The sequence below is a fragment of the Maribellus sp. CM-23 genome (genome assembly GCF_021354595.1).
In the GTDB taxonomy this organism is placed as follows: domain Bacteria; phylum Bacteroidota; class Bacteroidia; order Bacteroidales; family Prolixibacteraceae; genus Draconibacterium.
On record NZ_JADWYJ010000001.1, the window covers coordinates 1001647 to 1024466 of the forward strand.

Annotated in this window: 20 protein-coding genes and 4 tRNA genes; 2 read left to right on the forward strand and 22 right to left on the reverse strand. The window is 42.0% G+C overall.

All coding sequences use genetic code 11. The features are described from left to right. Nucleotides 1–15 precede the first annotated feature (15 nt). The 12 genes from INQ51_RS03910 to INQ51_RS03965 form a co-directional block, all read right to left on the reverse strand. On the reverse strand, nt 16–1329 hold the full coding sequence (locus INQ51_RS03910) for a sugar MFS transporter (RefSeq protein ID WP_233376580.1): 1314 nt from the start codon (nt 1327–1329) through the stop codon (nt 16–18). A 78-nt stretch (nt 1330–1407) separates the two neighbouring features. After that, the gene (locus INQ51_RS03915) at nt 1408–3003 is read right to left on the reverse strand and encodes a Gfo/Idh/MocA family protein (protein ID WP_233376581.1); all 1596 of its coding nucleotides are present in this window, start codon (nt 3001–3003) and stop codon (nt 1408–1410) included. A gap of 1 nt (nt 3004) precedes the next feature. Further along, nucleotides 3005–3496, reverse strand: coding sequence for a DoxX family membrane protein (locus INQ51_RS03920; protein ID WP_233376582.1), 492 nt, complete (start codon nt 3494–3496; stop codon nt 3005–3007). 33 nt (nt 3497–3529) lie between these two features. Then, nucleotides 3530–4873, reverse strand: a complete 1344-nt coding sequence (locus INQ51_RS03925) for a Gfo/Idh/MocA family protein (RefSeq protein WP_233376583.1) — start codon at nt 4871–4873, stop codon at nt 3530–3532. A 17-nt stretch (nt 4874–4890) separates the two neighbouring features. After that, nucleotides 4891–5916 carry a Gfo/Idh/MocA family protein gene (locus tag INQ51_RS03930; protein WP_233376584.1) on the reverse strand — a complete coding sequence of 342 codons (1026 nt, stop codon included), beginning with the start codon at nt 5914–5916 and terminating at the stop codon, nt 4891–4893. Nucleotides 5917–5960: 44 nt separating this feature from the next. Beyond that, entirely contained in the window at nt 5961–7163 is a 1203-nt protein-coding gene (locus INQ51_RS03935) for a S9 family peptidase (protein WP_233376585.1), read from the reverse strand. A 196-nt stretch (nt 7164–7359) separates the two neighbouring features. Beyond that, a complete protein-coding gene (locus INQ51_RS03940; protein WP_233376586.1) occupies nt 7360–8400 on the reverse strand; it encodes a LacI family DNA-binding transcriptional regulator in 1041 nt (346 codons plus the stop codon). Nucleotides 8401–8753: 353 nt separating this feature from the next. After that, nucleotides 8754–8829: transfer RNA gene (locus INQ51_RS03945), tRNA-Gly, on the reverse strand. A gap of 3 nt (nt 8830–8832) precedes the next feature. Continuing rightward, nucleotides 8833–8919 (reverse strand) — tRNA-Leu (locus INQ51_RS03950). Between the two features lie 86 nt (nt 8920–9005). Then, a tRNA-Gly gene (locus INQ51_RS03955) sits at nt 9006–9078 on the reverse strand. 78 nt (nt 9079–9156) lie between these two features. Next, entirely contained in the window at nt 9157–11775 is a 2619-nt protein-coding gene (gene mutS / locus INQ51_RS03960; RefSeq protein WP_233376587.1) for a DNA mismatch repair protein MutS, read from the reverse strand. Nucleotides 11776–11935: 160 nt separating this feature from the next. After that, on the reverse strand, nt 11936–12358 hold the full coding sequence (locus INQ51_RS03965; protein ID WP_119437109.1) for a DUF1761 domain-containing protein: 423 nt from the start codon (nt 12356–12358) through the stop codon (nt 11936–11938). A gap of 138 nt (nt 12359–12496) precedes the next feature. Here INQ51_RS03965 and INQ51_RS03970 point away from each other — a divergent pair, with 138 nt between their 5' ends. Further along, entirely contained in the window at nt 12497–13729 is a 1233-nt protein-coding gene (locus INQ51_RS03970) for a stage 0 sporulation family protein (protein ID WP_233376588.1), read from the forward strand. Nucleotides 13730–13731: 2 nt separating this feature from the next. Here the strand turns inward: INQ51_RS03970 and INQ51_RS03975 are convergent, their stop codons facing one another. Beyond that, entirely contained in the window at nt 13732–14370 is a 639-nt protein-coding gene (locus INQ51_RS03975; RefSeq protein ID WP_233376589.1) for an O-methyltransferase, read from the reverse strand. Between the two features lie 17 nt (nt 14371–14387). Continuing rightward, a complete protein-coding gene (locus INQ51_RS03980; protein WP_233376590.1) occupies nt 14388–15617 on the reverse strand; it encodes a M16 family metallopeptidase in 1230 nt (409 codons plus the stop codon). Between the two features lie 187 nt (nt 15618–15804). On the opposite strand from INQ51_RS03980, the gene INQ51_RS03985 reads away from it, so the two are divergent. Further along, nucleotides 15805–15877 (forward strand) — tRNA-Phe (locus INQ51_RS03985). Nucleotides 15878–15963: 86 nt separating this feature from the next. On the opposite strand, the gene INQ51_RS03990 is transcribed toward INQ51_RS03985, so the two are convergent. The 8 genes from INQ51_RS03990 to INQ51_RS04025 form a co-directional block, all read right to left on the reverse strand. Next, nucleotides 15964–16620, reverse strand: coding sequence for a HEPN domain-containing protein (locus INQ51_RS03990; protein ID WP_233376591.1), 657 nt, complete (start codon nt 16618–16620; stop codon nt 15964–15966). Nucleotides 16621–16685: 65 nt separating this feature from the next. After that, nucleotides 16686–17966, reverse strand: a complete 1281-nt coding sequence (locus INQ51_RS03995) for a reverse transcriptase domain-containing protein (protein ID WP_233376592.1) — start codon at nt 17964–17966, stop codon at nt 16686–16688. Nucleotides 17967–18758: 792 nt separating this feature from the next. After that, a complete protein-coding gene (locus INQ51_RS04000) occupies nt 18759–18977 on the reverse strand; it encodes a hypothetical protein (RefSeq protein WP_233376593.1) in 219 nt (72 codons plus the stop codon). A gap of 12 nt (nt 18978–18989) precedes the next feature. After that, a complete protein-coding gene (locus INQ51_RS04005) occupies nt 18990–19865 on the reverse strand; it encodes a hypothetical protein (RefSeq protein WP_233376594.1) in 876 nt (291 codons plus the stop codon). A gap of 84 nt (nt 19866–19949) precedes the next feature. Further along, nucleotides 19950–20159, reverse strand: a complete 210-nt coding sequence (locus tag INQ51_RS04010) for a hypothetical protein (protein ID WP_233376595.1) — start codon at nt 20157–20159, stop codon at nt 19950–19952. 2 nt (nt 20160–20161) lie between these two features. Next, on the reverse strand, nt 20162–20458 hold the full coding sequence (locus INQ51_RS04015; RefSeq protein ID WP_233376596.1) for a helix-turn-helix domain-containing protein: 297 nt from the start codon (nt 20456–20458) through the stop codon (nt 20162–20164). An 86-nt stretch (nt 20459–20544) separates the two neighbouring features. Continuing rightward, the gene (locus INQ51_RS04020) at nt 20545–21438 is read right to left on the reverse strand and encodes a hypothetical protein (protein WP_233376597.1); all 894 of its coding nucleotides are present in this window, start codon (nt 21436–21438) and stop codon (nt 20545–20547) included. Next, nucleotides 21438–22661 (reverse strand): site-specific integrase, encoded by a 1224-nt coding sequence (locus INQ51_RS04025; protein ID WP_233376598.1) that lies wholly within the window; start codon nt 22659–22661, stop codon nt 21438–21440. The genes INQ51_RS04020 and INQ51_RS04025 overlap by 1 nt, the downstream gene beginning before the upstream one ends. Between the last annotated feature and the right edge of the window lie 159 nt (nt 22662–22820).

Below are 22820 nucleotides of genomic sequence, written 5' to 3' on the forward strand. Positions count from 1 at the left end.
TATTTTTCAGAAAAATTAAGCCAGCGCTTTTACTGCCGGTTTCCAACGCTTTACGCGATAACCGTAAGCCGCAAAGAAAACCAGGTATATATAACACGGAATCAGGATCATGTATGCCGAACGCACACTAAAATGATCGGCCATTATTCCGTACAAAACCGGTGTAAGCGCGTTACCACACAAGCCCATGATCATAATGGAAGAACCCAGTTTGGTGAAACGTCCGAGTCCTTTGATGGCCAGCGGCCAAATGTTGGCAAATATCAGTGAATTGGGTAATCCCAACGCTGCCAAAAGCCAGATGGAAACATCGGTCTGGTGCCCGAACACATTTACTTGCCCGCTAAACACAAGCACTCCTCCCGAAAGAACCAGCCCCATGATGGTACAAACCAGCAAAGCATTGCGCTGATTGATATAGCGGGGAATTGTGATCACCCCAATAAAATAACCGCACATGGTAGCTCCCAGCACGTACGATGGAAATACTTTGGCTTCCAGCAAATCGAGCCCCATCGTTTGCGCATAACCAATAATGGTATCAATGGCAATAATCTGAGACCCAACGTGAAAGAAAATGGCCAGCGCCCCCAGAATCAGGTATGGAAACTGAAAGATGCTGGTTTTACTGTGTTCACCTTCTGCCAGTTCTTCCTTGTTTGATTGCTCAGTATTTAACTCGGGCAGCGGCGAAAAACGGACCAGCAGTCCCACCGCGATCAACATTGCTCCCAGCACCGAATACGGAAGAATCACCCGTCGGATAAGCTCATCCAGCAAATGGTTTTTCTCGGCAACTGAAAGCGTACCGCTTTCGAGCGTACGGAACAATTCGCTGTCGGTTACTTTCAACACAACGGCCGCAAAAATAAGCGGCGCCAAAATACCGGCCACTTTGTTACAGATTCCCATGATGCTGATGCGCTGTGCGGCCCTTTCAATCGGCCCCACAATGGTAATATACGGATTAGCCGCCGTTTGCAACAAAGCCAGTCCGGTTCCAATCAGAAATAAACCTGTCAGAAATACAGGATAGGCGCGGCTAAGAGCTGCCGGCACAAACAGGAATGCCCCGAAAGCCATGGCAAAAAAGCCCATCATCATCCCTTTTTTAAATCCCACCTTTTCCAGCAAAAAGGAAGAAGGTACCGACATAAAAAAGTAGGCCACATAAAAGGCAAAAGCCACCAAATAGGACTGAAAATGCGTGAGTTCACAGGCTATTTTAAAATACGGTATCAGAATGGCATTGACCCAGGAGACAAAGCCAAAAATAAAAAACATTAAGCCAAGTATGGCGATAGATATAAAGGATGTTTTGTTCTTCATCAGTTTAAAATTGTTTGTTTTGAATGGTTTCCCAGGAGTGCGGGAATACTCCCATTTATGATTCGTTTCTGTTTAGTTTTATACAATTCTCCTGTTCACCTCGTCCCACTCCATTCTTCGTTTCTCGACGTAGGACCGATGAGCCATAATACAGGTTATACCTTCTTCAAAAGCCATATCGATGTTGGCACTGGTGGTCCCTCCGTTTCGGATGCAGTTCAGCCATTCGCGCAGGTGCAGGTGCGTAACATCCACCGCCCGCCCGTTAAGCGTAGTGGTGGTAAGTCCGCGGGAAGCATAGTATTTCTCGGAAGCCGAACTCACCGCATCAATCTGCTGCGAAGCCGGATTGTAGGTCAACAAAGGCGAACCGGTGTCAATGGCTCCCGATTTAATCTGCTCCCGGTAACGGGTTGAGCCCGAATCGGCATGGATAATCACATTGTTTCCAAGCTCCATCGAGGCATCGTGCCCCATAAAAACCCTTCCCCTGCTGCGACTTGACGCAAGGTTACCGCTGTACATCAGCGTTAATTCCTTTTCAGGGTACTCAAAAACACAATGAAGCGAATCAGGCATTTCCCGCCCGTCTTTCCAGTAATACACGCCGCCCGAAGAAACCACCGATTTAGGAATTCCTACTCGCAGCAGCTGATTTACCGCATCAAATTCATGCGTGAATAACTGACCGATCATTCCGGAATCATAGTCGAACCATTTGGTCCAGTTATAAAACCTTTCGACACTGAACGGAACCTCAGGCGCTGCTCCAAGCCACTGCTTCCAGTCGATTACTGTTTCATCACCGGGCTTGAGGTTTCCCTTTGCGTCGAGATGCCTGACCCAGGCACCGTTGGCAGAATTCCGGTTGGAGGTGGTTTCAATCAAGGTAATTTTCCCAAGAATATTCTTTTTGACAATTTCTTTGGCTTGTTGAAAAACCACACTTTGCGGAATCTGATGCCCCAGCTGAAAGACAACCGGACTGTTTTTTACCGTTTCGTACAACTCGTTGAGTTCCGCTTCGTGCAGTGCCGCGCTTTTCTCACAATAGATATGCTTACCCGCTTTTGCGGCATCGGTTGCAATACGTGCATGATGATGATCGGGAGTGGCAATAATTACCGCATCGATTTCTTTGTCGGCCAGCATCTCCTGATAGGTCCGATAGCGTTTAACCGGTAACTTCGGTGCTGTCTCCCCTCCCGGACGTGTATAGTTTCCGGCAGTGGCCAGTCCGTTTTCAGCATGGTTGTCAAAAACATCGCAAATACCCGTTATGGCCACATCCAGGTACTCCTGTTCCAGCCAACTGTTGAGAGTATTTTTTTGCTGACGTGTTTTCACATCATCCGGATGCATAAATCCCAACGCATTCGACAACTGTCTGCCACGGGTACCAAAACCAATAAACCCAACACGGATCAATTCTCCCTGTGATTTTTTTTGTCCGTAATCAGATTTAGGAAGCTCCAGAGAATCCAGGCCCAAATCTTTTATGATTGAACTTTTCTTCGAAAGATCGTAATCGCGTTTATTGAGTAAGCCGACTCCAAACAAACCCAAAACAGGCAGTCCGGCCATTGCTTTCAAAACAGTTCTTCGTTTCATATCCCGGTTTAAACCGGTATTTTCCTGCTGCAAAGCTCCCTGATCCGTTTTTTTATCACTCATATTATTTCTCCTCCTTCTTTATTGTGAACCGACCAAGCAGCGCATCCAAACCAAGGATACTGCCGGTTGGAAACAAGGCAAGCACAGCCAGTGCAAAAGCCTCGATCAGCGTTTTATTGACAATCAGATTGTTTCCATCAGCTGGCAGTGAATACTCGATACCCACCAACGGAGGACAATTCAGGTAATAAACTACCAGCAGCACAAATCCAGACACGGCAGCAACTCGGAAAAACATCCCCAGGATAAGTCCCAGGCCAATGGCAATCAGCCCCCAGGTATTGAGAAAATCAACCGTACTCAGGATGTTTGGATTAGTAACAACCCAATCAGCAAACCCGGAAAGTATCCATTGCGACTCTTTTAAAAAGCCAACGGACGACCATTGGGGGTTTAGCAGTTTTGCCACCCCCTCGTACAGCAAATGCCATCCGATCAGAAAGCGCAAAGCCACCAGAAACGTTAGCTGCCAACGGGTATAGTTGTTCTTCATTTTACTCATTTAACTAAAAATAAATCGCCAAAACTACAGCTTCATTTCCCAGCCTTTTTGATAGTCGCGCGCCCACAATTTATTAGCTTCCTTGTCTTTGATGATGTGACCGTTTGTTGGGTCAATATCCAATGACCGGCCTACGCGTTGTGCGATGTTTCCTAATTGCACCAGCAAAGTACTTTTGTGACCGGAGTCGATATCGGAGCTAAGCGCTTCTCCTTTGGTTATGCCGCCAAAAAAGTTCTGAATATGCAAGGCATCCAACTGCTGAGCAGGACTGGCTGCATTACGCGGATCAATTTTTTCCTTGTCCTCTACTTTACTGATCTCTTTCCCGGCCAGGTCATAAACCGTATAACCATTACCGCCGGTAATCAGCAACGAACCTTTGTCACCGTAGAACATGGCTCCTACTGACGATCCTTCAATGCTGCGGGCATTACAGCTGCGGCCTTCCCAGGTCATTGTGAAGCCTTCTTCGAAATCCATGCTGATCACCTGTGTATCCGGTGTTTCCCAATCATCCTGAAAGTGGAACCTTCCGCCATTTGAGCTAACACGTATCGGGTAATTAACATCCATACCCCAGCGTAACAAGTCAACCATATGCGTTCCGTTGTTCAGGGCTTCGCCTGTTCCCCACTGCCAGAACCAGTGCCAGTTATAATGTACATAATTGTCTTTGAACTGCATACGCGGAGCTGGGCCCTGCCACAATTCCCAGTCTAACCATTCCGGAACGGCTGACAATTTTCCAACACCGATGGATGGCCGTTTATTTGTATACCAGCTTTTGCCAAAATACGGTTTACCAATGGCGCCTGATTTAATTTCTTCTATTGCCTTGATCACATTGGGCCATGAGCGACGCTGGTTTCCCATTTGCAAAATACGGTTGTAACGACTGGCAGCTTCTACCAGTATCTCGCCCTCGGCAGGACTGTGACTACATGGTTTTTCAAGGTAAACGTGCTTCCCGGCTTTCAGGGCCAGCAAAGCAGCCGGAGCGTGCCAGTGGTCGGGTGTTGCGATAATTATCGCATCCATGTCTTTATCTTCCAGTGCCTTTCTGAAATCACCAAAAGACTTCGGACGACTGCCGGTAATCTCGTTAATGCTGCTCACACATTTCTCCGCAGCCCTGCTATCCACATCGCTAACCGACATCAGGTTGCAATTTTTCTGCATCGCAAAGTTTTTCGCCAAAGCCAATCCTCTGGAGTTAACCCCCATGGCACCAACATTAATTCGCTCGTTAGCACCCACCACATTGCGGTAGTTTTTGGCTGCGAATCCCGGCAATACTCCACCCAGTGATAAAGCGGCGGTTCCCAACACTGTCGTTTTTATAAAGGTTCTTCTATCTTTTTCCATGATTTATCGTTTGATTGTTATAATTTGATTTTCTTCTTACTTTCTTTTTCAGCCTTTTTCATCACGTCTTCCATCGAAACAGGGATGCCGCCTTTTTTCTTGCTCCAATCGGCAGCCTCCATAAAGGCAAGTATTTCAAGTGTTTCTTCTTTTGGGAAAGGCAAAACGCCCGACTCAAAGAAACGGACAATTTCCTCGAGCAAAGGATTGTAACCGTTGTAAGATCCCAAGGTGATGATGTCTTTCTCTCCAAACACAATTCCTCCATAACCGGCTTTTCCTCCACGCAATCCGCGGAATGAACCGATTCTTCCGTCTGCCCATGTACCAATGGCCATGTCGGTATCGGCGGTAGTTACACGCACTACGGTTTTACAACCGGTTCCCATGGCGGTAAACAAAGGTTCAACTCCATGAATTCCGTACCAAAAGAAGTCAGGATGCGTCGGTTCCAACTTACAGGGACTAAACGTTTCAGCCCCTAATACTTTTCCCGCTTTTCCACTGGTAACTTCATCCATTTTAACAATGTAACGCAGCGAAGAAGCCGAGAAAACCGGCACATTATAATGTTCGGCTGCATCAAAGATTGCCATGGCATCGCTTAACGATGCTGCCATCGGTTTGTCAATAAACAATCGTTTTCCGGCTTTCAGCACCGGCAAAGCCTGCTCAAGGTGACGGCGTCCATCGTTTGTTTCCAGCAACACAACATCTACCTTGGTCAGCAACTCTTCGATAGAAGCAACAATTTCCACATCGTAATTTTGTATTTCCTTGGTATAACCTTCAATCCTCTCCACAGAAGACTGAATATCCAAACTTCCCTGCGGATAAGCAGCCACTACTTTATATCCCAGAAAACTATCCCCGGCAGTAGGGCTATTCATTGCTTTTGTAAATGCAATACTGTGCGAAGTATCCAGACCAATAATGCCTACCCTTTTCCCTTTTGTTACATTTTGCGCTATGCCAAAGCCACTCAAAAGAGCCATTACTGTCAGCAATACTCCTGCTTTAATAGAAATCCATCTTTTAGTCATAATATCTTTTTTTGGTTTATCATTTTATTGATTCAGGTCTGCTATTACGGTTTCAAAAAATAGCTAAAAAACTGGTAAATCTGGTCATTCGATTCTTTATTTGGAGAATGCTCGGGCCGATTAGTCATTGCCACCCGCTTTTCATATCCGAGCAACGCATTCACTTTTATGGTATGATTTAAGGGCACCCAACGCTCCGGAGGATCTTCCGAACCTCCCGACACCAGGAAGGGACGGGGAGCCATCAGGGCATGAAGTTCAGTCAGATTGTATCCTTCTTCTCTTAGTTTCAGGTAAAGCCCCTTTGCCGGGTTGTCTTCCGTAATTAATCCCCGCTGCCGCCAGGGTTTGGGATGATAACCCAAATACCATGGTTCCCAGTAGTTTACTGACGGACGTGATTCTTCGAAAACAATTCCGGGATCGGACCAAACGGCACATGCAAACTTCTCGTACAAACACGATGCAAACATGGCCCATTTTCCGCCAAATGAATGCCCTGCAATGCCAATCCGGGTAGAATCAACACCGTCAACCTTAGCCAGAACGTTCCAGGCATTGGCCGCAGCGTAGGCCAGCATCGACAACGGCTGAACCTGCGCGTTGTCAATTGAAGGATAATACAACGAGAAGTTATTGGCCTTTGAAGCTTCCCGTGTTCCGATAGACAAAGTAATAAAGCCTCGTTGACTCAGCTGCCAGGCAAAATCGCGGTATGGCTTCGTCCCCCCTCCAATGGAAGTCTCGGGTTCATAAAAAACCGTAATCACTGCCGGTTTCGGTCCTTCACCATCGGGTACCAGCAGATATCCGTCGGTTGTTTCGTTGGGAGTCCAATAAAACCGAACATGATGTTGCGTAATATTTTCCCAACGGGTTGTTTCCAGGTATTCCAACTCCTGATCGTTAATAATAGCCGGCCATTCACCCATCATTTCGTGCCAGCGATCGAGTATTTCGTTTCTGCGTTTACTCCATTGCCCTGCTGTTTCTACCGGTGTACCATCATAGAAATTCAACGGAGAACGAAATTCACCGTACTCTTCTGCAAATCTATCTGGAGGTGTAAAAATTGAATCAGGTAGCTGACCTGCCGAATCCTGTCCGACAAGACCACTATCTTCTGCATTACAGAATATATCCGCCAGTGATCCTCCTGTTTTTGCATCAGAACCTAAGCCCCAAAACAAAAGGGAAGCAAGCGCTACACCCACCAGAAAAAGCACAACTATCATTCGTTTTCTCATAGTATGGAAATTTTTCTATGCTTTGACATCCCCGTAATGATCAACAAAAATAAAAAACAAAAAACATTACGCAATCGTTTGTGTAAATAAAAACACATATTTTGTGAGAAATATTTTCACGAATAGAACTGCATGTAACTATTTAAAAACAATCGTTTGTCTTGCCAAGCAAAAAAAAATGATTAAAATCAATGCCCTAATTAACGTTGCGCTCCCCACTAAGCGTAGAATCCCTTACAACCAAATCATTTCGGACAACAATGGTTTCTGACGCAATATCCTGCTGAGGGTCTTCAATTTGGCGGATAACCATGCGTGCTGCTGCCTGCCCCATTTCAAAAGCATGGTCGTCGATTGTAGTCAGGGCCGGTTCCACAATCAATGACGAAGGCGTATTGCTGAAACCAATTACAGCCACATCACCCGGGACTTTCAGTCCAAATCTTTTAACTTCCTGAATAACACTTATCGCACTGGTATCATTGGAGCAAAATATTCCATCCGGACGAGCTTGCATTTCCAAAAACTTACGGGCCGCCAAGATTCCCTCTTCCCTGCTAAGATCTTCGGTGTAGGAAATCAGTTCATCTTCCGGCAAGATACCGTTCTTGCGCAAAGCTTCCTGGTAGCCCCGCAAGCGGTCCCTGAAAATTGCCATGTGTTGATTACCGGCAACATGTGCAATTCGCTTGCAACCGATGGAGATCAGATGCTCGGTTGCTTTCACCGCTGCCCCAAAATCATCGATGACCACCTTGTGTGTTTCAAGTTCGTAGCACACCCTGTCAAAAAAAACCAGCGGCACATTGTTGTTTTTAAAGGCGTTTAAATGATCATAATTATTTGTTTCCATGGCCAAACAAGCAATCACTCCATCGGCCTGACTGGCCATTAACATGCGCGCGTTTTCTTTCTCTCTTTCGTAGGAGTTGTTCGACTGAAAAATAACCACATAATACCCGGCCTTACTGGCAACCTCCTCAATTCCGCTGATTGCCAGCGACTGAAAATGCCTGTCAATACGGGGAATAATTACGCCAATCAGGTTGGTTTTATTCCTCCGGAGATTTGCAGCAAGCGAGTTGGGGTAATACCCCATTTTTTTAGCCAGTTTCTGCACTTCCGAGGTAGTCTTCTTCCCGATGCTCGGATGATTTTGCAAAGCCCTGGAAATTGTAGATGGTGAAACATTCAACTTCTCTGCAATTTCCTTGATTGTGACTTTTGATTTCTTCATGATTTGAAGCGATAATATTAAACCAAAGCGCAAAATAAATTAAAACCCACACATATACACCATCCACGGTCAACTTAAAATTACCGGAGATCCGATAAAATCCAAAGCATGCACAAAAAAAGATCATCATAAACAAATATTGTATACACAATCAAACTATTCAGGAGAACCAACATTCAAACGCTTTGCTTGCCGGAGAAAGGGCAATAAAAAAAGCCTCACAAAATGTGAAGCTTTCTTTTCGAGCGCAAACTCCCGAACACCGGAACGCCCCCGATCTGTCGGCTGACGGATCGCGCTCAACCAACTGAGCGAAAAATAAAAAGGCTACACATTTTTGTGCAGCCTTTTACTGGAGCGAGAAACGGGACTCGAACCCGCGACCCCGACCTTGGCAAGGTCGTGCTCTACCAACTGAGCTATTCTCGCATTTGGTACCCGGAGGGGGACTTGAACCCCCACGAACATAATGTTCATTGGATTTTAAGTCCAACGTGTCTACCATTCCACCACCCGGGCATCCTTATGTTTTTGAACGACGGGTAGGTGACGTCCCAATCCTTCTCCCGGATTAGGGATAGACATTTCCTTCCCTTCTTTATATGAGCGAGAAACGGGACTCGAACCCGCGACCCCGACCTTGGCAAGGTCGTGCTCTACCAACTGAGCTATTCTCGCATATCTTTAAGAACGTTTTTCAAAAGCGTTGCAAATATATTGCTATTTTTTAATCTCGCAAAATATAAATGCACAGCTTTATTTGATTCCGGTTAATTTCTTTATTTCATTCAGCTTATTCAAGGCCTCCAGCGGGGTCAGATTGTTTACATCCAAACCTGCGATCTCATCTCTAACCTGCTTCAAAACAGGATCATCGAGCTGAAAAAAGCTCAACTGCATTCCTTCCCTGTTCTCCCCGATCTCTTCCAAAGGTTTTGCCAGACTTTCCTTTTCTTTTCCGCCTTCCAGCTTTTTTAATATCTGTTCGGCCCGTTTTATCACCGACCTTGGCATCCCGGCCATCGCTGCCACATGGATACCAAAGCTGTGGTTACTGCCTCCACGCACCAGTTTCCGAAGGAAAATCACCTTATTCGCCACTTCCTTGATTGACACATTGTAGTTTTTCACCCGTGGAAAAGCTCCTTCCATTTCATTCAATTCGTGGTAATGCGTGGCAAAAAGCGTTTTGGCTTTTGCATACGAATGTTCATGCAGATGCTCCACAATCGACCAGGCAATGGAAATACCATCGTAAGTCGAAGTTCCGCGCCCCAGTTCATCAAACAGAATCAGGCTGCGGTTCGAAACGTTGTTCAAGATGCTGGCTGCTTCATTCATCTCCACCATAAAGGTAGATTCGCCCAGCGAAATATTATCGGAGGCGCCTACACGCGTAAATATCTTGTCAACAAAACCTATTTTGGCAACCTCTGCCGGCACAAAACTTCCCATCTGCGCCAGCAAAACAATCAAAGCCGTTTGCCGTAGCAAAGCCGATTTACCGGCCATGTTGGGCCCCGTAATGATGATGATCTGCTGATCATCCTGATCCAGTTTAACATCGTTAGAGATGTACGACTCCCCAATCGGCAACTGGTGTTCAATTACCGGATGTCGGCCGTTTTTGATGTCAATCTGGGCGGTTTCGTTTACCTCGGGCCTAAAATATTTATATTGAACCGCACACGACGCATACGACAACAAACAATCGATCCGCGCCAAAATATTTGAATTTAACTGAATAGCGGAAATGTATTCCGACAAAGCCATTACCAAATCGCTAAACAACCTGCTCTCCAATACCTGTATCTTCTCTTCGGCCCCCAGAATTTTTGATTCGTATTCTTTTAGCTCTTCGGTAATGTAGCGCTCGGCATTTACCAGTGTTTGCTTGCGAATCCACTCCTCGGGAACCTTGTCTTTATGTGTATTCCGAACCTCGATGTAATAACCGAAAACATTGTTGAACCCCACTTTCAATGAAGAAATTCCGTGTTTCTCGCTTTCGCGTTGTTGTATTTTCAACAGATAATCTTTCCCCGAATAGGCCAGCGAGCGTAGGTCATCCAATTCTGCCGAAACACCTTCAGCAATCACTTTTCCTTTCTGTACTGCGGTTGGCGGATCGGCTGTAATTTCTTTATGAATCCGGTCGCGGATCAAAGTACATGTATTCAGTTGTTCAGCAAAACGGTTCAACGCCGGATTTTCAACGGCGGCACAGGCTTCTTTTATCGGGCCAATGGCATTCAGCGCATTCATCACCTGTACCACTTCGCGCGGGTTAATTCTTCCCACGGCCACTTTTGAAATAAGCCGTTCCAGATCGCCAATCTGCCGCAAATGTTCTTCCAGGTTTTCTTTTACATCTGGCCTTTTCAGCAACATCTCAACCACTTCCAAACGCTCGTTTATCGGACCGACCTCCTTTAAAGGCAGCGCCATCCAGCGTTTCAACAAGCGGGAGCCCATCGGCGAAATGGTTTTATCGATCACCTCAATCAGCGACCTGCCACCGTCGTGAATGGGCGCAAAAAGTTCCAGGTTCCGAATAGTAAACCGGTCCATCCAAACATAGTGTTCCTCTTCAATCCGGCTCAATCCCGAAATATGGCTCAAATGCTGATGCTGGGTGATATCAAGGTAATGCAACACTGCTCCGGCAGCAATCACCGCCATTTGCAAGGATTGCACACCAAAACCTTTTAGCGAGCTGGTTTCAAAATGCCGGGTCAGACGATCGCTGGCCGCATCGCTGGTATAAACCCAGTCTTCGAGGTTAAAGGTGTAGTATTTTGATCCGAACAGGGCCTGAAAATCATTTCCTCTTCCCCGCTGATAAAGCACTTCTTTGGGTTGAAACGAGGACAACAGTTTATCAACGTACTCGTGGGTACCTTCCGCTGCCAGAAATTCCCCGGTCGAAATATCAAGAAATGCCACACCGGCGCGTTTTTTATCAAAATGAACCGATGCCAGAAAGTTATTTTCCCGGTTTTCGAGAATATTATCGTTGATGGAAACTCCCGGAGTAACCAACTCCGTAATTCCCCTTTTTACAATTTTCTTGGTGAGTTTCGGGTCTTCGAGCTGCTCACAAATGGCCACCCGCTGCCCGGCACGCACCAGTTTGGGCAAATACGTATCAAGCGCATGGTGCGGAAATCCGGCCAGTTCCACATAACTGGCTGCTCCGTTTGCCCGGCGTGTAAGTGTTATACCTAAAATCTCGGCAGCTTTAATGGCGTCTTCACCAAATGTCTCGTAGAAATCACCCACACGAAACAACAAAATAGCTTCCGGATGCTTGTCCTTGATGTCGTAATATTGCTTCATCAAAGGTGTTTCCACATATTTTTTCGATCCTGTCAAATCAATCTGTTTTTTGAACGAAACAAAGATAAAAGTTTAGCTACGGAAAGGAAATCTGCGGCCTGATTGTTCAAAGATTTTTTTCAACAATACAACAACCCAAAGAGACAAAAAAAGCAGAACACTTTTGTATCCTGCCCTCTAAACTCGTACCAACCAATCAGTGCCATGCACCAAGCACGGCTCCCATTATGATGTAGATAACCAGGTAATACCCCACATTAATCAGGTACAATTTGAATGGCTTTCGCTCGTACAACACATCGTTCAAGCGGCTGGTGCCAATCCAAAACAAGGCAATCATAAAACCGGCAAAAATACCAAAGTGCATGTCGGCTTCGCTTCCGATAAACATGGCAATGGCAAAAGCGGCCAAAGCAGTGGCAATGTAGTTGATAATCATGATCAAAGGCATGGACATTCCGCCACCTTCTCGCAACATTTCTTCGGTGAAACCATTTAGCTTCATCCACTGTTTTCCAAACAAAGGTCCGTACCACAGCCAGCCCACGACAAATGCACTTAGAGCAGCCACCAATACCGCCCAAACATTGATTGAAGAAAGAATTTCAGACATATTCATACTTATAGGTATTAAATTAGACGCTAATTAAATTACGATATTCAATTCTTTTTCCAATCTTTGTACCCAAATATTTTCAGGAAACGTGTCGTGCAACAAAGCATGTAACATGTTGAGATTAAAACGTGGAGAGGATATATGAGTTGTAACGGATGTTCATTTAACAACGATTCGACCAATACAGTAAAAGGATATGACTGGCTGAGCGATCTGCCGGACACCTCAGATAAATCAGATATTGTTGAAGTCAAATTCAAAACTACTCGGAAAGAGTATTTTAAAAATATAGACCGACTGCCGGTAAAAAGAGGCGACAAAATAGTAGTTGCCACATCACCCGGTCATGATGTGGGCGAAGTGACCCTAACCGGTTATCTCGCGGAGAAGCAATTTAAACTTCGCATAAAAAACCCGTCGCGCTACACGCTGAATCCTGTTTACAGGAAGGCCACCGAATCGGATATCGAGAAATTGAAGGAAGCCCGCGGACGCGAAAAGGAAACCATGATAAAAGCACGTCAGGCTGCAGCAGAATTGGGGCTTGATATGAAAATCGGAGACGTTGAATATAGGGGCGACAACAAAAAAGCCATTTTTTATTACATCGCCGAAGGACGTGTTGATTTTCGCGAGCTGATCAAAATTTTTGCGCGTGATTTTCGCATCAAAATTGAGATGAAGCAGATTGGTGCCCGACAGGAAGCCGGGCTGGTAGGCGGAATCGGATCGTGTGGCCGCGAGCTTTGCTGTTCAAGCTGGCGTACCGATTTTTCCAGCATCTCGTCGGAAGCAGCCTTGCGTCAAGGCTTGTCACCATCGGCACAGAAAATGGCCGGTGCCTGTGGAAAACTAAAATGCTGTTTGCTGTACGAACTCGATGCATACGTGGAAGCCGGCAATGAATTCCCAAGAGAACTGCTCGACCTGGAACTGGCCAAAGGAATCGCCAAACCATTCAAAACCGATTACCTGAAAAAAGAAATCTGGTATGCACTTGCAGGAAGTATGGGAACCACTTTCAACCTTTCTCTGAAACAGGTAAAAGACATTATTCAGCAAAACAAACGGGGAATACAACCTGAAGTTGACCTGCTTGGGAAGAAAGTAAAAGAATCGAGCCAGATGGAAGTAACGCTGGATGGCGAACTCGACCGTTTCGACAAGAAAAAAGCGCGAAACAAAAGCAAGGAACGCCGCGGCAGCAACAGGGGCCCGAGAAACAACCAGCAAGAAAAAAGAAACCCTCAACAGGAAAAGAGAAATAACCCGCAGGAAATGCAAAATCAGCAGGAAAAAGGCGCATCGAACAACAGGAACCAACGCAATAGAAACCGGAAACCAAAGTTTAAAGCAAATAAGAAAGCCGAATAAATCTATTTTTTTCGGATCAACGTCATACCATCGCGTAGCGGAAGTAACACCTTCTCTACGCGATTGTCGTTTTTAATGAGCGCATTGAACGCCAGTATTCCCTGGGTTTGAAAATCATCTGCCCGGGGCTCATCCAACACCTTTCCACTCCAGAGTGTGTTATCTGCAATGATAAAAGCGCCGCTTCCCAAACGAACGATCAGCAGATTGTAATACTCCACGTATTCGCGTTTATCGGCATCAATAAAAACCAGGTCGAATTTTTCGTTTAAAGTCGGGATAATTTCGAGCGCCGAACCGATGCGTTGTTCCACCTGATCCTGAATTCCGGCTTTTTTGAAATATTTTGCTGCCAGCGATTCCAACTCGTCGTCAATTTCGATGGTTACAATTTTTCCATCAGCCTGCAATCCTTTTGACAAGCAAATGGCCGAATAACCGGTGAAGGTTCCCAGCTCCAGAACGTACTTGGGTCGGATCATCCGGGAGATCATTGCCAGCACCTGCCCCTGCAGATGCCCCGACAACATACGGGCTCCCAGCACTTTCAAGTGCGTTTCACGATCAAGTTCCTTCAGAATATCATCTTCCTCATCAATATGGCTCAGAATGTACTGATCAATGTCCTTTTGCCGGTTCATTTTCGAAAGTTTTCAGATTACTTATAAATCAGCGTACTCATCTGGTCTTTATCCAAAACAATGTTCGCAGCTTCCAGTAATTGCTCAGCGGTAATCTCTTCAATGGTTTTAAAAACCACCCGCAATGGGTCTACCTTGTCGTACAAGAGGTAACTTTTCCCGATCGAGAGCATCATATCGTCACGACTTTCTGTCGCCACCGCAATCTGACCGATCAGTTGTTTTTTAGCCCTGCTGAGTTGCAGTGCGCCCAACTTTTTATCACGCAGCAGGTCAAACTCTTTCAGAACCAGAGCAAGTGCCTTATCAAGGTTTTCCTTATCCGTTCCGAAATAGACGTTAAAAAGCCCCGTATCAGAATAAGCCGTATAACCCGACTCTACGTTGTAAGCCATTCCACGGCGCTCGCGCAATGCCAGGTTCAGACGTGAATTCATGGCCTGACCACCCAGAATATTGTTCAGCAAAACCATTACGGTACGCTGCGGATGACAAGCATCGAAAGCAATGTTTCCGATAATACAGTGCGACTGAAAAGTATCTTTCTGAATAATTTGCTGCTGCGGCTTGTAGTTTTCAAATTTTATGCGGGAGTTGCTCCGGAGTTTGGCCGGTACCGCACCAAAATATTTCTCCAGCATTTTTACCAGCACACCAAAATCCACGTTCCCCACCGAGCTGATCACCATCTGGTCGGTGTGGTAATTGTTTTCGATAAAACGAAAAATGGAGTCGCGGGTAAAAGACCGAAGGTTCTTTTTTGTCCCCAGAATATTGCGTGCAATGGGATGGCCGTCAAAAACCAGCTCTTCAAACTCATCAAAAATCAATTCAGAAGGCGAATCCTTGTACGAATTGATTTCCTCCACCACTACTTCTTTTTCGCGCTTCAGCTCCTTCTCGGGATAAACACTGTTAAAAAGAATATCCGCCAGCAACTCGGCTGAGCGCTCATAATATTCGGTCAAGAAAGTAGCGTAGAGCACGGTTTCTTCTTTGGTAGTGTATGCATTCAGCTCTCCCCCCACTCCTTCAATCCGGCTCAGAATATGAAAAGCCTTCCGTTTTTGCGTTCCCTTAAAAACCGAGTGCTCGATAAAATGAGCCAGGCCATGTTCTTCTTCCAATTCATCACGCGAGCCCGCATTGATCAGCACTCCCAGGTGGCCCACCGGCGAATCGGTAAACTGGTGGATAATGCGAATCCCATTCCCCAATGTATGTGTCAGAAAATCAGTCTCTACCATTATGTATTATAATCAGCCTGCAAAAGTAAGAAAAGTATTCAATTGCAAAGTCAGGATTCCGGGGAATCCCTAAAATGATCACATCCGGCGCAGGGCAAGAGAAACAAAGAAGGATTTTTTTTCAAATTCTACATTTTTTCTTTGGAGTTTCAAAAAAATGTCTACTTTTGCAACACCAAAATAAAGGGGTGCCATAGCTCAGTAGGTAGAGCAACGGACTGAAAATCCGTGTGTCCTTGGTTCGATCCCGAGTGGCACCACTTAAAGAACAAAATAAAGCTCTGTAAATCAATGATTTATGGAGCTTTTGATTTTATCAGGGGACAATTGAGAGGACAATTCGAATTCATTTATCACTTACCCCAGAAACATTAGTTTTATAAAACACCTCCAAAAAACCTAAGTCTTTGTCAACAAAAAACTCATATACATCATCAATCCCGATTAAAAAATTCTCTTTTGGTATTTTATTGAGCAAATAATTATTCTCATACAATGCGACGTTCCTTTCTTTAAAATCAATGTGATATTTATCTTCCTGATACCCTTTTCCGCTACTATCTCTAAATTTAATCCTATCGATAAGCAATGACACCGTAGAATCAAGTTCAGCCAACAATTTTCTTTTGATTAAACAAATCCTAAAACCTGCTGGAGCTGAATCTATATATCTCAACATATATGATTTTTCCAGATCAGCGATAAATGATTTATCAATTTGGGTATACAAACCCGCATCAACTATACTAATCCGCTTAAGTAACTCTGTAGTCTTATGTGTATATTTTGATTTATCCTGCGCAAACAGTAGTATCGCTTTGAAATACTTTTCTACAGCGGTATTTGCCATAATAGCACCTTGCAACAAGAGATCATGATTAATCAATATACGAGCAGACATATAATCATCATATCCAGCCCTTAAAAACCCTTGAATTCCAAAAGCCTCAGATTTGAGAAGTTTTTTTGTTTGAATATTGCTTGTCATAATTAAATTCGACATCTAACTGAAATTCAAATTACAGGTTTTATTACTCTCTTCTGATTTTTTGAGATTAGTAATCAACACTACGACTCACTATTTTGGATGTCAATATTTCTTTTTTGCGTCAACATTTCTATACACATCGGTATTCCTGAGGATTCTCTTTGAATAGAAGATAAACAATCGTGACTTCCCTCCTCCAATCTGTATTTTTTCGGCAACTTAGCTCTTGAAGAAGCTGTAAGTTTCCAATCGAATCTCCTTAAACTTAGATACAATTGCCGATTAATAAAATAATCTAATTCTTCAGCATACTTATCAACTTGTGTATAGTAAAAAGCAGATACCCATCCATCAAATACATTATGTACCTTTTTTAATAATGTTAATACATTATATTCGATTCTACCATTACACACATCTCGGATTTTACTTTTAAATCTATCAACATTTTCTCTTGACGGATAGTATCTAATCCCGTCAAATGTTATTGACAAAAAATCATATGTTGTATTCTTAGCCTCTACTATCTTTGTCTTCTCCTTTTCCTCCATAGAATGAATCCTGAGTCCTAAGTCATGACAAACAGATACACTATCCTTGTATGCTCGCATAGCTTCTTCTGTGCTTTTACATAGGACTACAAAGTCATCAGCATACCTAACTAATTTATGCCCCTTATCCTTTAAGAACATGTCGAATGGGGAGAGATATAAATTTGACAATAAAGGTGACAATGGATTTCCTTGAGGAATCCCTTTATTTAATCCATCAAAATAATGTCTGCGATCTTTGGGAATCGATTCGAGACCTCCAATCTTCTGATTTAAGGCTAAAGTTATTAGTTCATTTAAACTCGTATCTGGCAAAGCAGGAAAGACCTGTTCCTTTAAAACTCGTTCTTTATCTACTTCTCCAAAGAAATTCACCAAATCAGCTTCAAGCACAACATCATATCCATTCGTGTAGTGCTCTACTATCTTTTCCACTGCATCTTTGATGCCAAGTTTCTTTTGATATGCAAAACTTAGTCCTTCACTTTTGGCTATTATCTCTTTAAACTGTTCCTCAAGCTCAATAGCTATCGATTTCAAAACTAATCTATCAGCAACAATGGGAACTTGAAGTGGTCTAAATTTCCCATTTGACTTTGGTATGAGGACCGCTCTACTTTGGGTAAATTTGTATTTACCTTCTCTTAACCGTCGCGAGATTGAGTTTATTTTATCGTCAATATTTGCGGCGAATTCTTCAATAGATACTTTATCCATTCCATGAGATAGCCTATTCATTTTGTTCAGCTTACCCCATGCATTGAGTAGATTAGCCTCAGATGAAATTTTGTATAAAAGGGTATTTTCCATATAAACTGCGCTTGTGTTGCAAAGACCTATTGGAAGACAAACAAGTCGTATGACAGCCCTTACAATATAGACACAGAACAACTGAAGGACAAACACAGTCCAATGACCAAAGTCGTTCGGACAATTATTGCCATAAGATGTTCTTGGGCAATCCTGACGATAGGTTTATGAGTGAACCTAAAGTCGAACGCAAAGCCGAATCGAAATTCGACCGAATCCTCAACGGCGTTCAAGACTGCAATTTTTTGGATTGTCTCTCAATGCCAAACCTCAATTTACATAATTTACTCATTGTAAACAAATTTAGTGTTTTTTGTGACTTTTGCAAACTTTTTTGATTTTTTGCAATCTGCATCAAAATCGAGACTGATTGCCTGCTCTCTCTGCTCTTAAAAGAACTTGGTACCAATGTTTCCGTAGGTAATGAACTGTCATACACAGTGGCATCAAACGAGAACAGCACAGAACAACTGAAGGACAAACACAGTCCAATGACCAAAGTCGTTCGGACAATTATTGCCATAAGATGTTCTTGGGCAATCCTGACGATAGGTTTATGAGTGAACCTAAAGTCGAATCCAGCAATATTTTCAATGAACTGTAATACAAACCACAAACAACATACCACATTTTAACATTCCTCAGAATTATGTCAATATGGCGTTTTTACCAAATACCACAATTGAACACTCTCTTAAAATGGGACATACTGTCCATCGCCAAGCCATAAAATCCGTAATTAGAAATCCCATCAAACATATGTCAGGTTTTCATTTACAGTTCGACTGAATGCTATTCATATTCAAAACTGCTAAATATCGAATACTCTTTACATCTGTGACAGTACAAATACCTCCCTTTTAACCCTAAATCGCTAAACTGTTGTTTTATATTTAGTGGAAGATCCTTTTCATCTACTTCGATTCTCTCAAAACCGCAGTTTTTACAATTGTTATTTGTTGCCATCAAAAAGGCTAAGATTTCATTTTTGTCTTTTTCTGATATATACATTTTTGTTTTTTTTTAATTGTTGTAAATAATTTCATTAATCAAATCCAAGTCCTCAAATACCTTATCGTCAGGAGTAAATCTAAATCCTGTTACTTTGATAAAATCCTTTTCATACGGTTCAGTATATTTACTTTCATCAGTTGGTAAAAGACTTAGTATTTTTTCTTTATCCGATTCATCCAGGTTGATTGAAGTAAACAACCTCGAAACATCTCTTGAGCTATGCCAGGGCAAACGATAAAATTCAACATCATTCTTAGAAACATACTTTGCCAAATAGCTTATCAGCTTGTTTCTCTTCTTACCTACACGTTGAACATCAACACCGTTATATACTCCCACATCAACATCTTTTAATGCTTCATTTCCCTTTTTCTTTTCAGTCTTAAGAGCCGAAGCCATGAAACCGTTTACTACTCTAATATCCATAAAGTCATTAGTTAATAAATGGAAGTGAATTGTTCCATTATCTTGCCTCTCGGCAACCCACAAGTACGAGTTTAAATTTGCTCTACTCCTACAACGTGTAAGCCATGTATTAAAAACCTTATAAGAAGTTTCATCCGATAATCCCTGAGGGAAAGAAATTGAATAAAATGCTAAAAATTTCTTGCTCTTTTCAAGTCGTCCAAATGCATGACATTTTCTTTTTACTTTGGCCTTATTAAGTCGATAGGTCTTTTTACATTCTTCATCAATAATTACATCATCCAGAGAGAGATTATCCTTCTCGAATTGGCTTTCAAACGGATTAGGCTCATTATCCTTTTTCACTATCTTTTCAATTAATTCGCCCTCCTCCAACCTATATCTTGAAGAACCACTAAATTTTGATGCAATTGTGTTATTGTGCTCAACTTTTGATCTATAGCTTATACTTATTGTCATCTCAAAAAAGTTTGAAATATTCGGTATTAAATAAATCCAATAAAGGTTATTAAAGGTGAATATTAAAGGTTCCAAAATAAAGGGTTACAGGTAGGCAGGAACTTTGTTCCCGTTATAGAAGCGTTTCAAATACTCTCGTGTTCTTCTATTGTAAACATTTATATACATCCAATCAGAATGCTTTTCATCCAAGAATTTTGCAAAGCCATCCAACTTACCAACATAGGACCACTTTTTAACCTCTCCTGTTGACAGAAAGGCAACCACCGAGTAATCATTTTTATGCTTACCCATGATTATGCCCTCCTGTGTTTTAGGTTCATAACTTTGCTAAGAGATTTGTCAACCTCCTCAGCTTTATACAAAACTCTGTTTCCAATTCGATAGGATTGTAAGTGACCGATTTTAGTCCACTCATTAAGTGTTGGAAGTGAAATTTTCAGAAGTTTAGCAACCTCCAAACGACTAAGGTAATTCTGATTACTTTGAACTTTACTATGAACTTCTTGGACTTTGAACCTACTTTCAACGGTTTCAGCGAGAAGTTCCTTAAACTCATCTAGGCTAATGCCTTGTAAAATAATTTGTGACATAAATTTTGTTTTAAATGTTATGCCACAAAATTCTTTAGGAAAACTTGGTGTGTAAGAAAGCGTGCAAAAGTGTGTGCAGGATTATTTTACTTACCCTTATTCTTTTTAATTATTTGAGGCATTAACTCATATGCCTTTTCATTGTAATTTATCGATTGATAAAACTCTATTAATGCGTCTTTACTCTTTTTATTATAATGCTCACTTATTCTTGAAAATCTAGTCCGTATTGAGTCGGAAGTAAGTTCAGGTATAAATTGGTGATATATTTTTGACTTCAATGTATCATCGAGATCAGAACAAAATCCCAAATGATGCAACAACAAAACTTTTTGAGCATCTGTCAATTCAATTTCAACTCCTTTTTTTGTTGTTTTTCTTTTCAAATACTCCGAAACATATATCCTATACTTTGCACACTCAACACCCTCTAGCTTATCTTTAATTTCATAAGCAGAATAGACGGATTCCCCCCAATCGAAATCTATTTTAAACTTTAAATATCCCTCATAACTATCCGTAAAGGTCTTATTCCCGGGTAATCTAATTTTACCACTTTTAAAGAATCCTCCTACTTCCTTACTCTTTCCTTGATCTAGAACATAGTTATCAATCTTGCCGATAACATAATCAATATAGTGTTCTTTGTTTGGCGCCCTCTTAATATCAAGTTCGAATTCTTCCAGCAATTTTGTGATTTCAGATTTTTCATTAAAGTATGGAACCTGCTCCAACCAATCATTGTAAACTCTTCGATTTAACTCCTCAATTCCATCTTTACTTTGAGGCTTAATTAAAAACTCGCCGAATGTATTTTCTTGAATATTACTCTTATAATTTAAAGAATAGTTCAATCCAAATTTTTCTTGCCAAAAACCATATTGCGCGTCAATGGTTAGCAGTTTATCAAATTCCTGTTTTAAGGTTTCCCTGTCTTCATCTGATACATACAGGAATCCATGCTCGATTTTTATATTCATTATTTAAAAAATGGATGGTTCATTAACTTATTAGCGTTCTCTTCCTGACTAATTTTTATGTATTTCAAAAAACTTCTCTCTGTTTTGTGACCTGTGATCTTCATTATAGTAATTGTCGGAATTTCTTGTAAATATAAATTTGTTGCAAAACTTCTCCGAGCTGTATGTGTAGTAATTAACTCATGTTTCTGTTTTATCTCTTTTACTACTTTTCCGCCTTTTGTAATAGATACTTCTATTTTGGTCTTAATTTTAGCAACTAGACCAATGTGTTTAATCAATAAATTCATCTTTGGATTACTCAGCGGCTCAGGAATTTCATTTTTGTATTTCTTCAAAATCTCTCTAACATATTTATGCTGTGGTATAATTACTGTTTCATCCGTTTTTTCTGTTCTTATTCTTATTTTACCATCATTAAAATTCTCCTTTTTCAACTTTGTAAAATCAGAAAATCGAAGACCGGTGAAACAGGCTATAATAAATAAATCTCTTACTTTCTCCAAAGACTTATCATTTGACAAATTCAGTTTATAAATGCTATCCAATTCCGCAAGGGTAAGATAAATACTATCCGATTCCTCGGAAAGCCTCTTGAATTTACTATGCTTAAAACCAAAATATTTATTTATCCCTCTATCAGTCGCAGCATTTAACAGCGTTTTTAAAATCTGAATATTCTTACCAATTGTATTTTGAGAATATCCCTTACCAATTAAAAAACTTAGAAACGAATCATAGAAATTCAAGTCAATATCTTCAAAGTCGATTCTTCTGTTTTTCTCACTTGCATAAGTTTTCAAATTTCGCAGGAGAGCCTTATATGTTTTAATAGTGGCTACACTTTTTACTGATTCATTTTCTTTTATATAGTTTTCGATAAAGGAGAATAGATCTTTAATCTCTTTCGTATCACTAAAGCGCAAAGCCTTATCTAACTCATCCCGAATTTTATTATTCGTTGGTTCTTCTCCATCATTCAGGATTTTTCGATAGGCATTTTTTACTTCCTTTTCGATGTTATCCAATCTCGAATTAAACTCTGGATACTCGGGGAATTTCTTTGTTTGTTTTGCCCGTTTATTTTCCGTGTTCCAAAACTTGACCAATATCTTTTCACCAGTTGAGTATTTCAGCCGCCTACGATTGTAACTGAAGTACAAATAGATTAATGTTTCTTCATCCGAGTTCGGTTCTTTAAGAAAGAAATTGACATTTGCCATGTGCTTGACTTTTGTCTAAAGATATAAATTTTACATTCTAGGGGACACTACAGGGGACACTTATTTTTAATTTAACTTAATTTCAGTTTATCTAACACCATCTATAACCCTCTTATAATAGGCATTACAACTAGCGAACATGGAAAATTGAAAAAATAT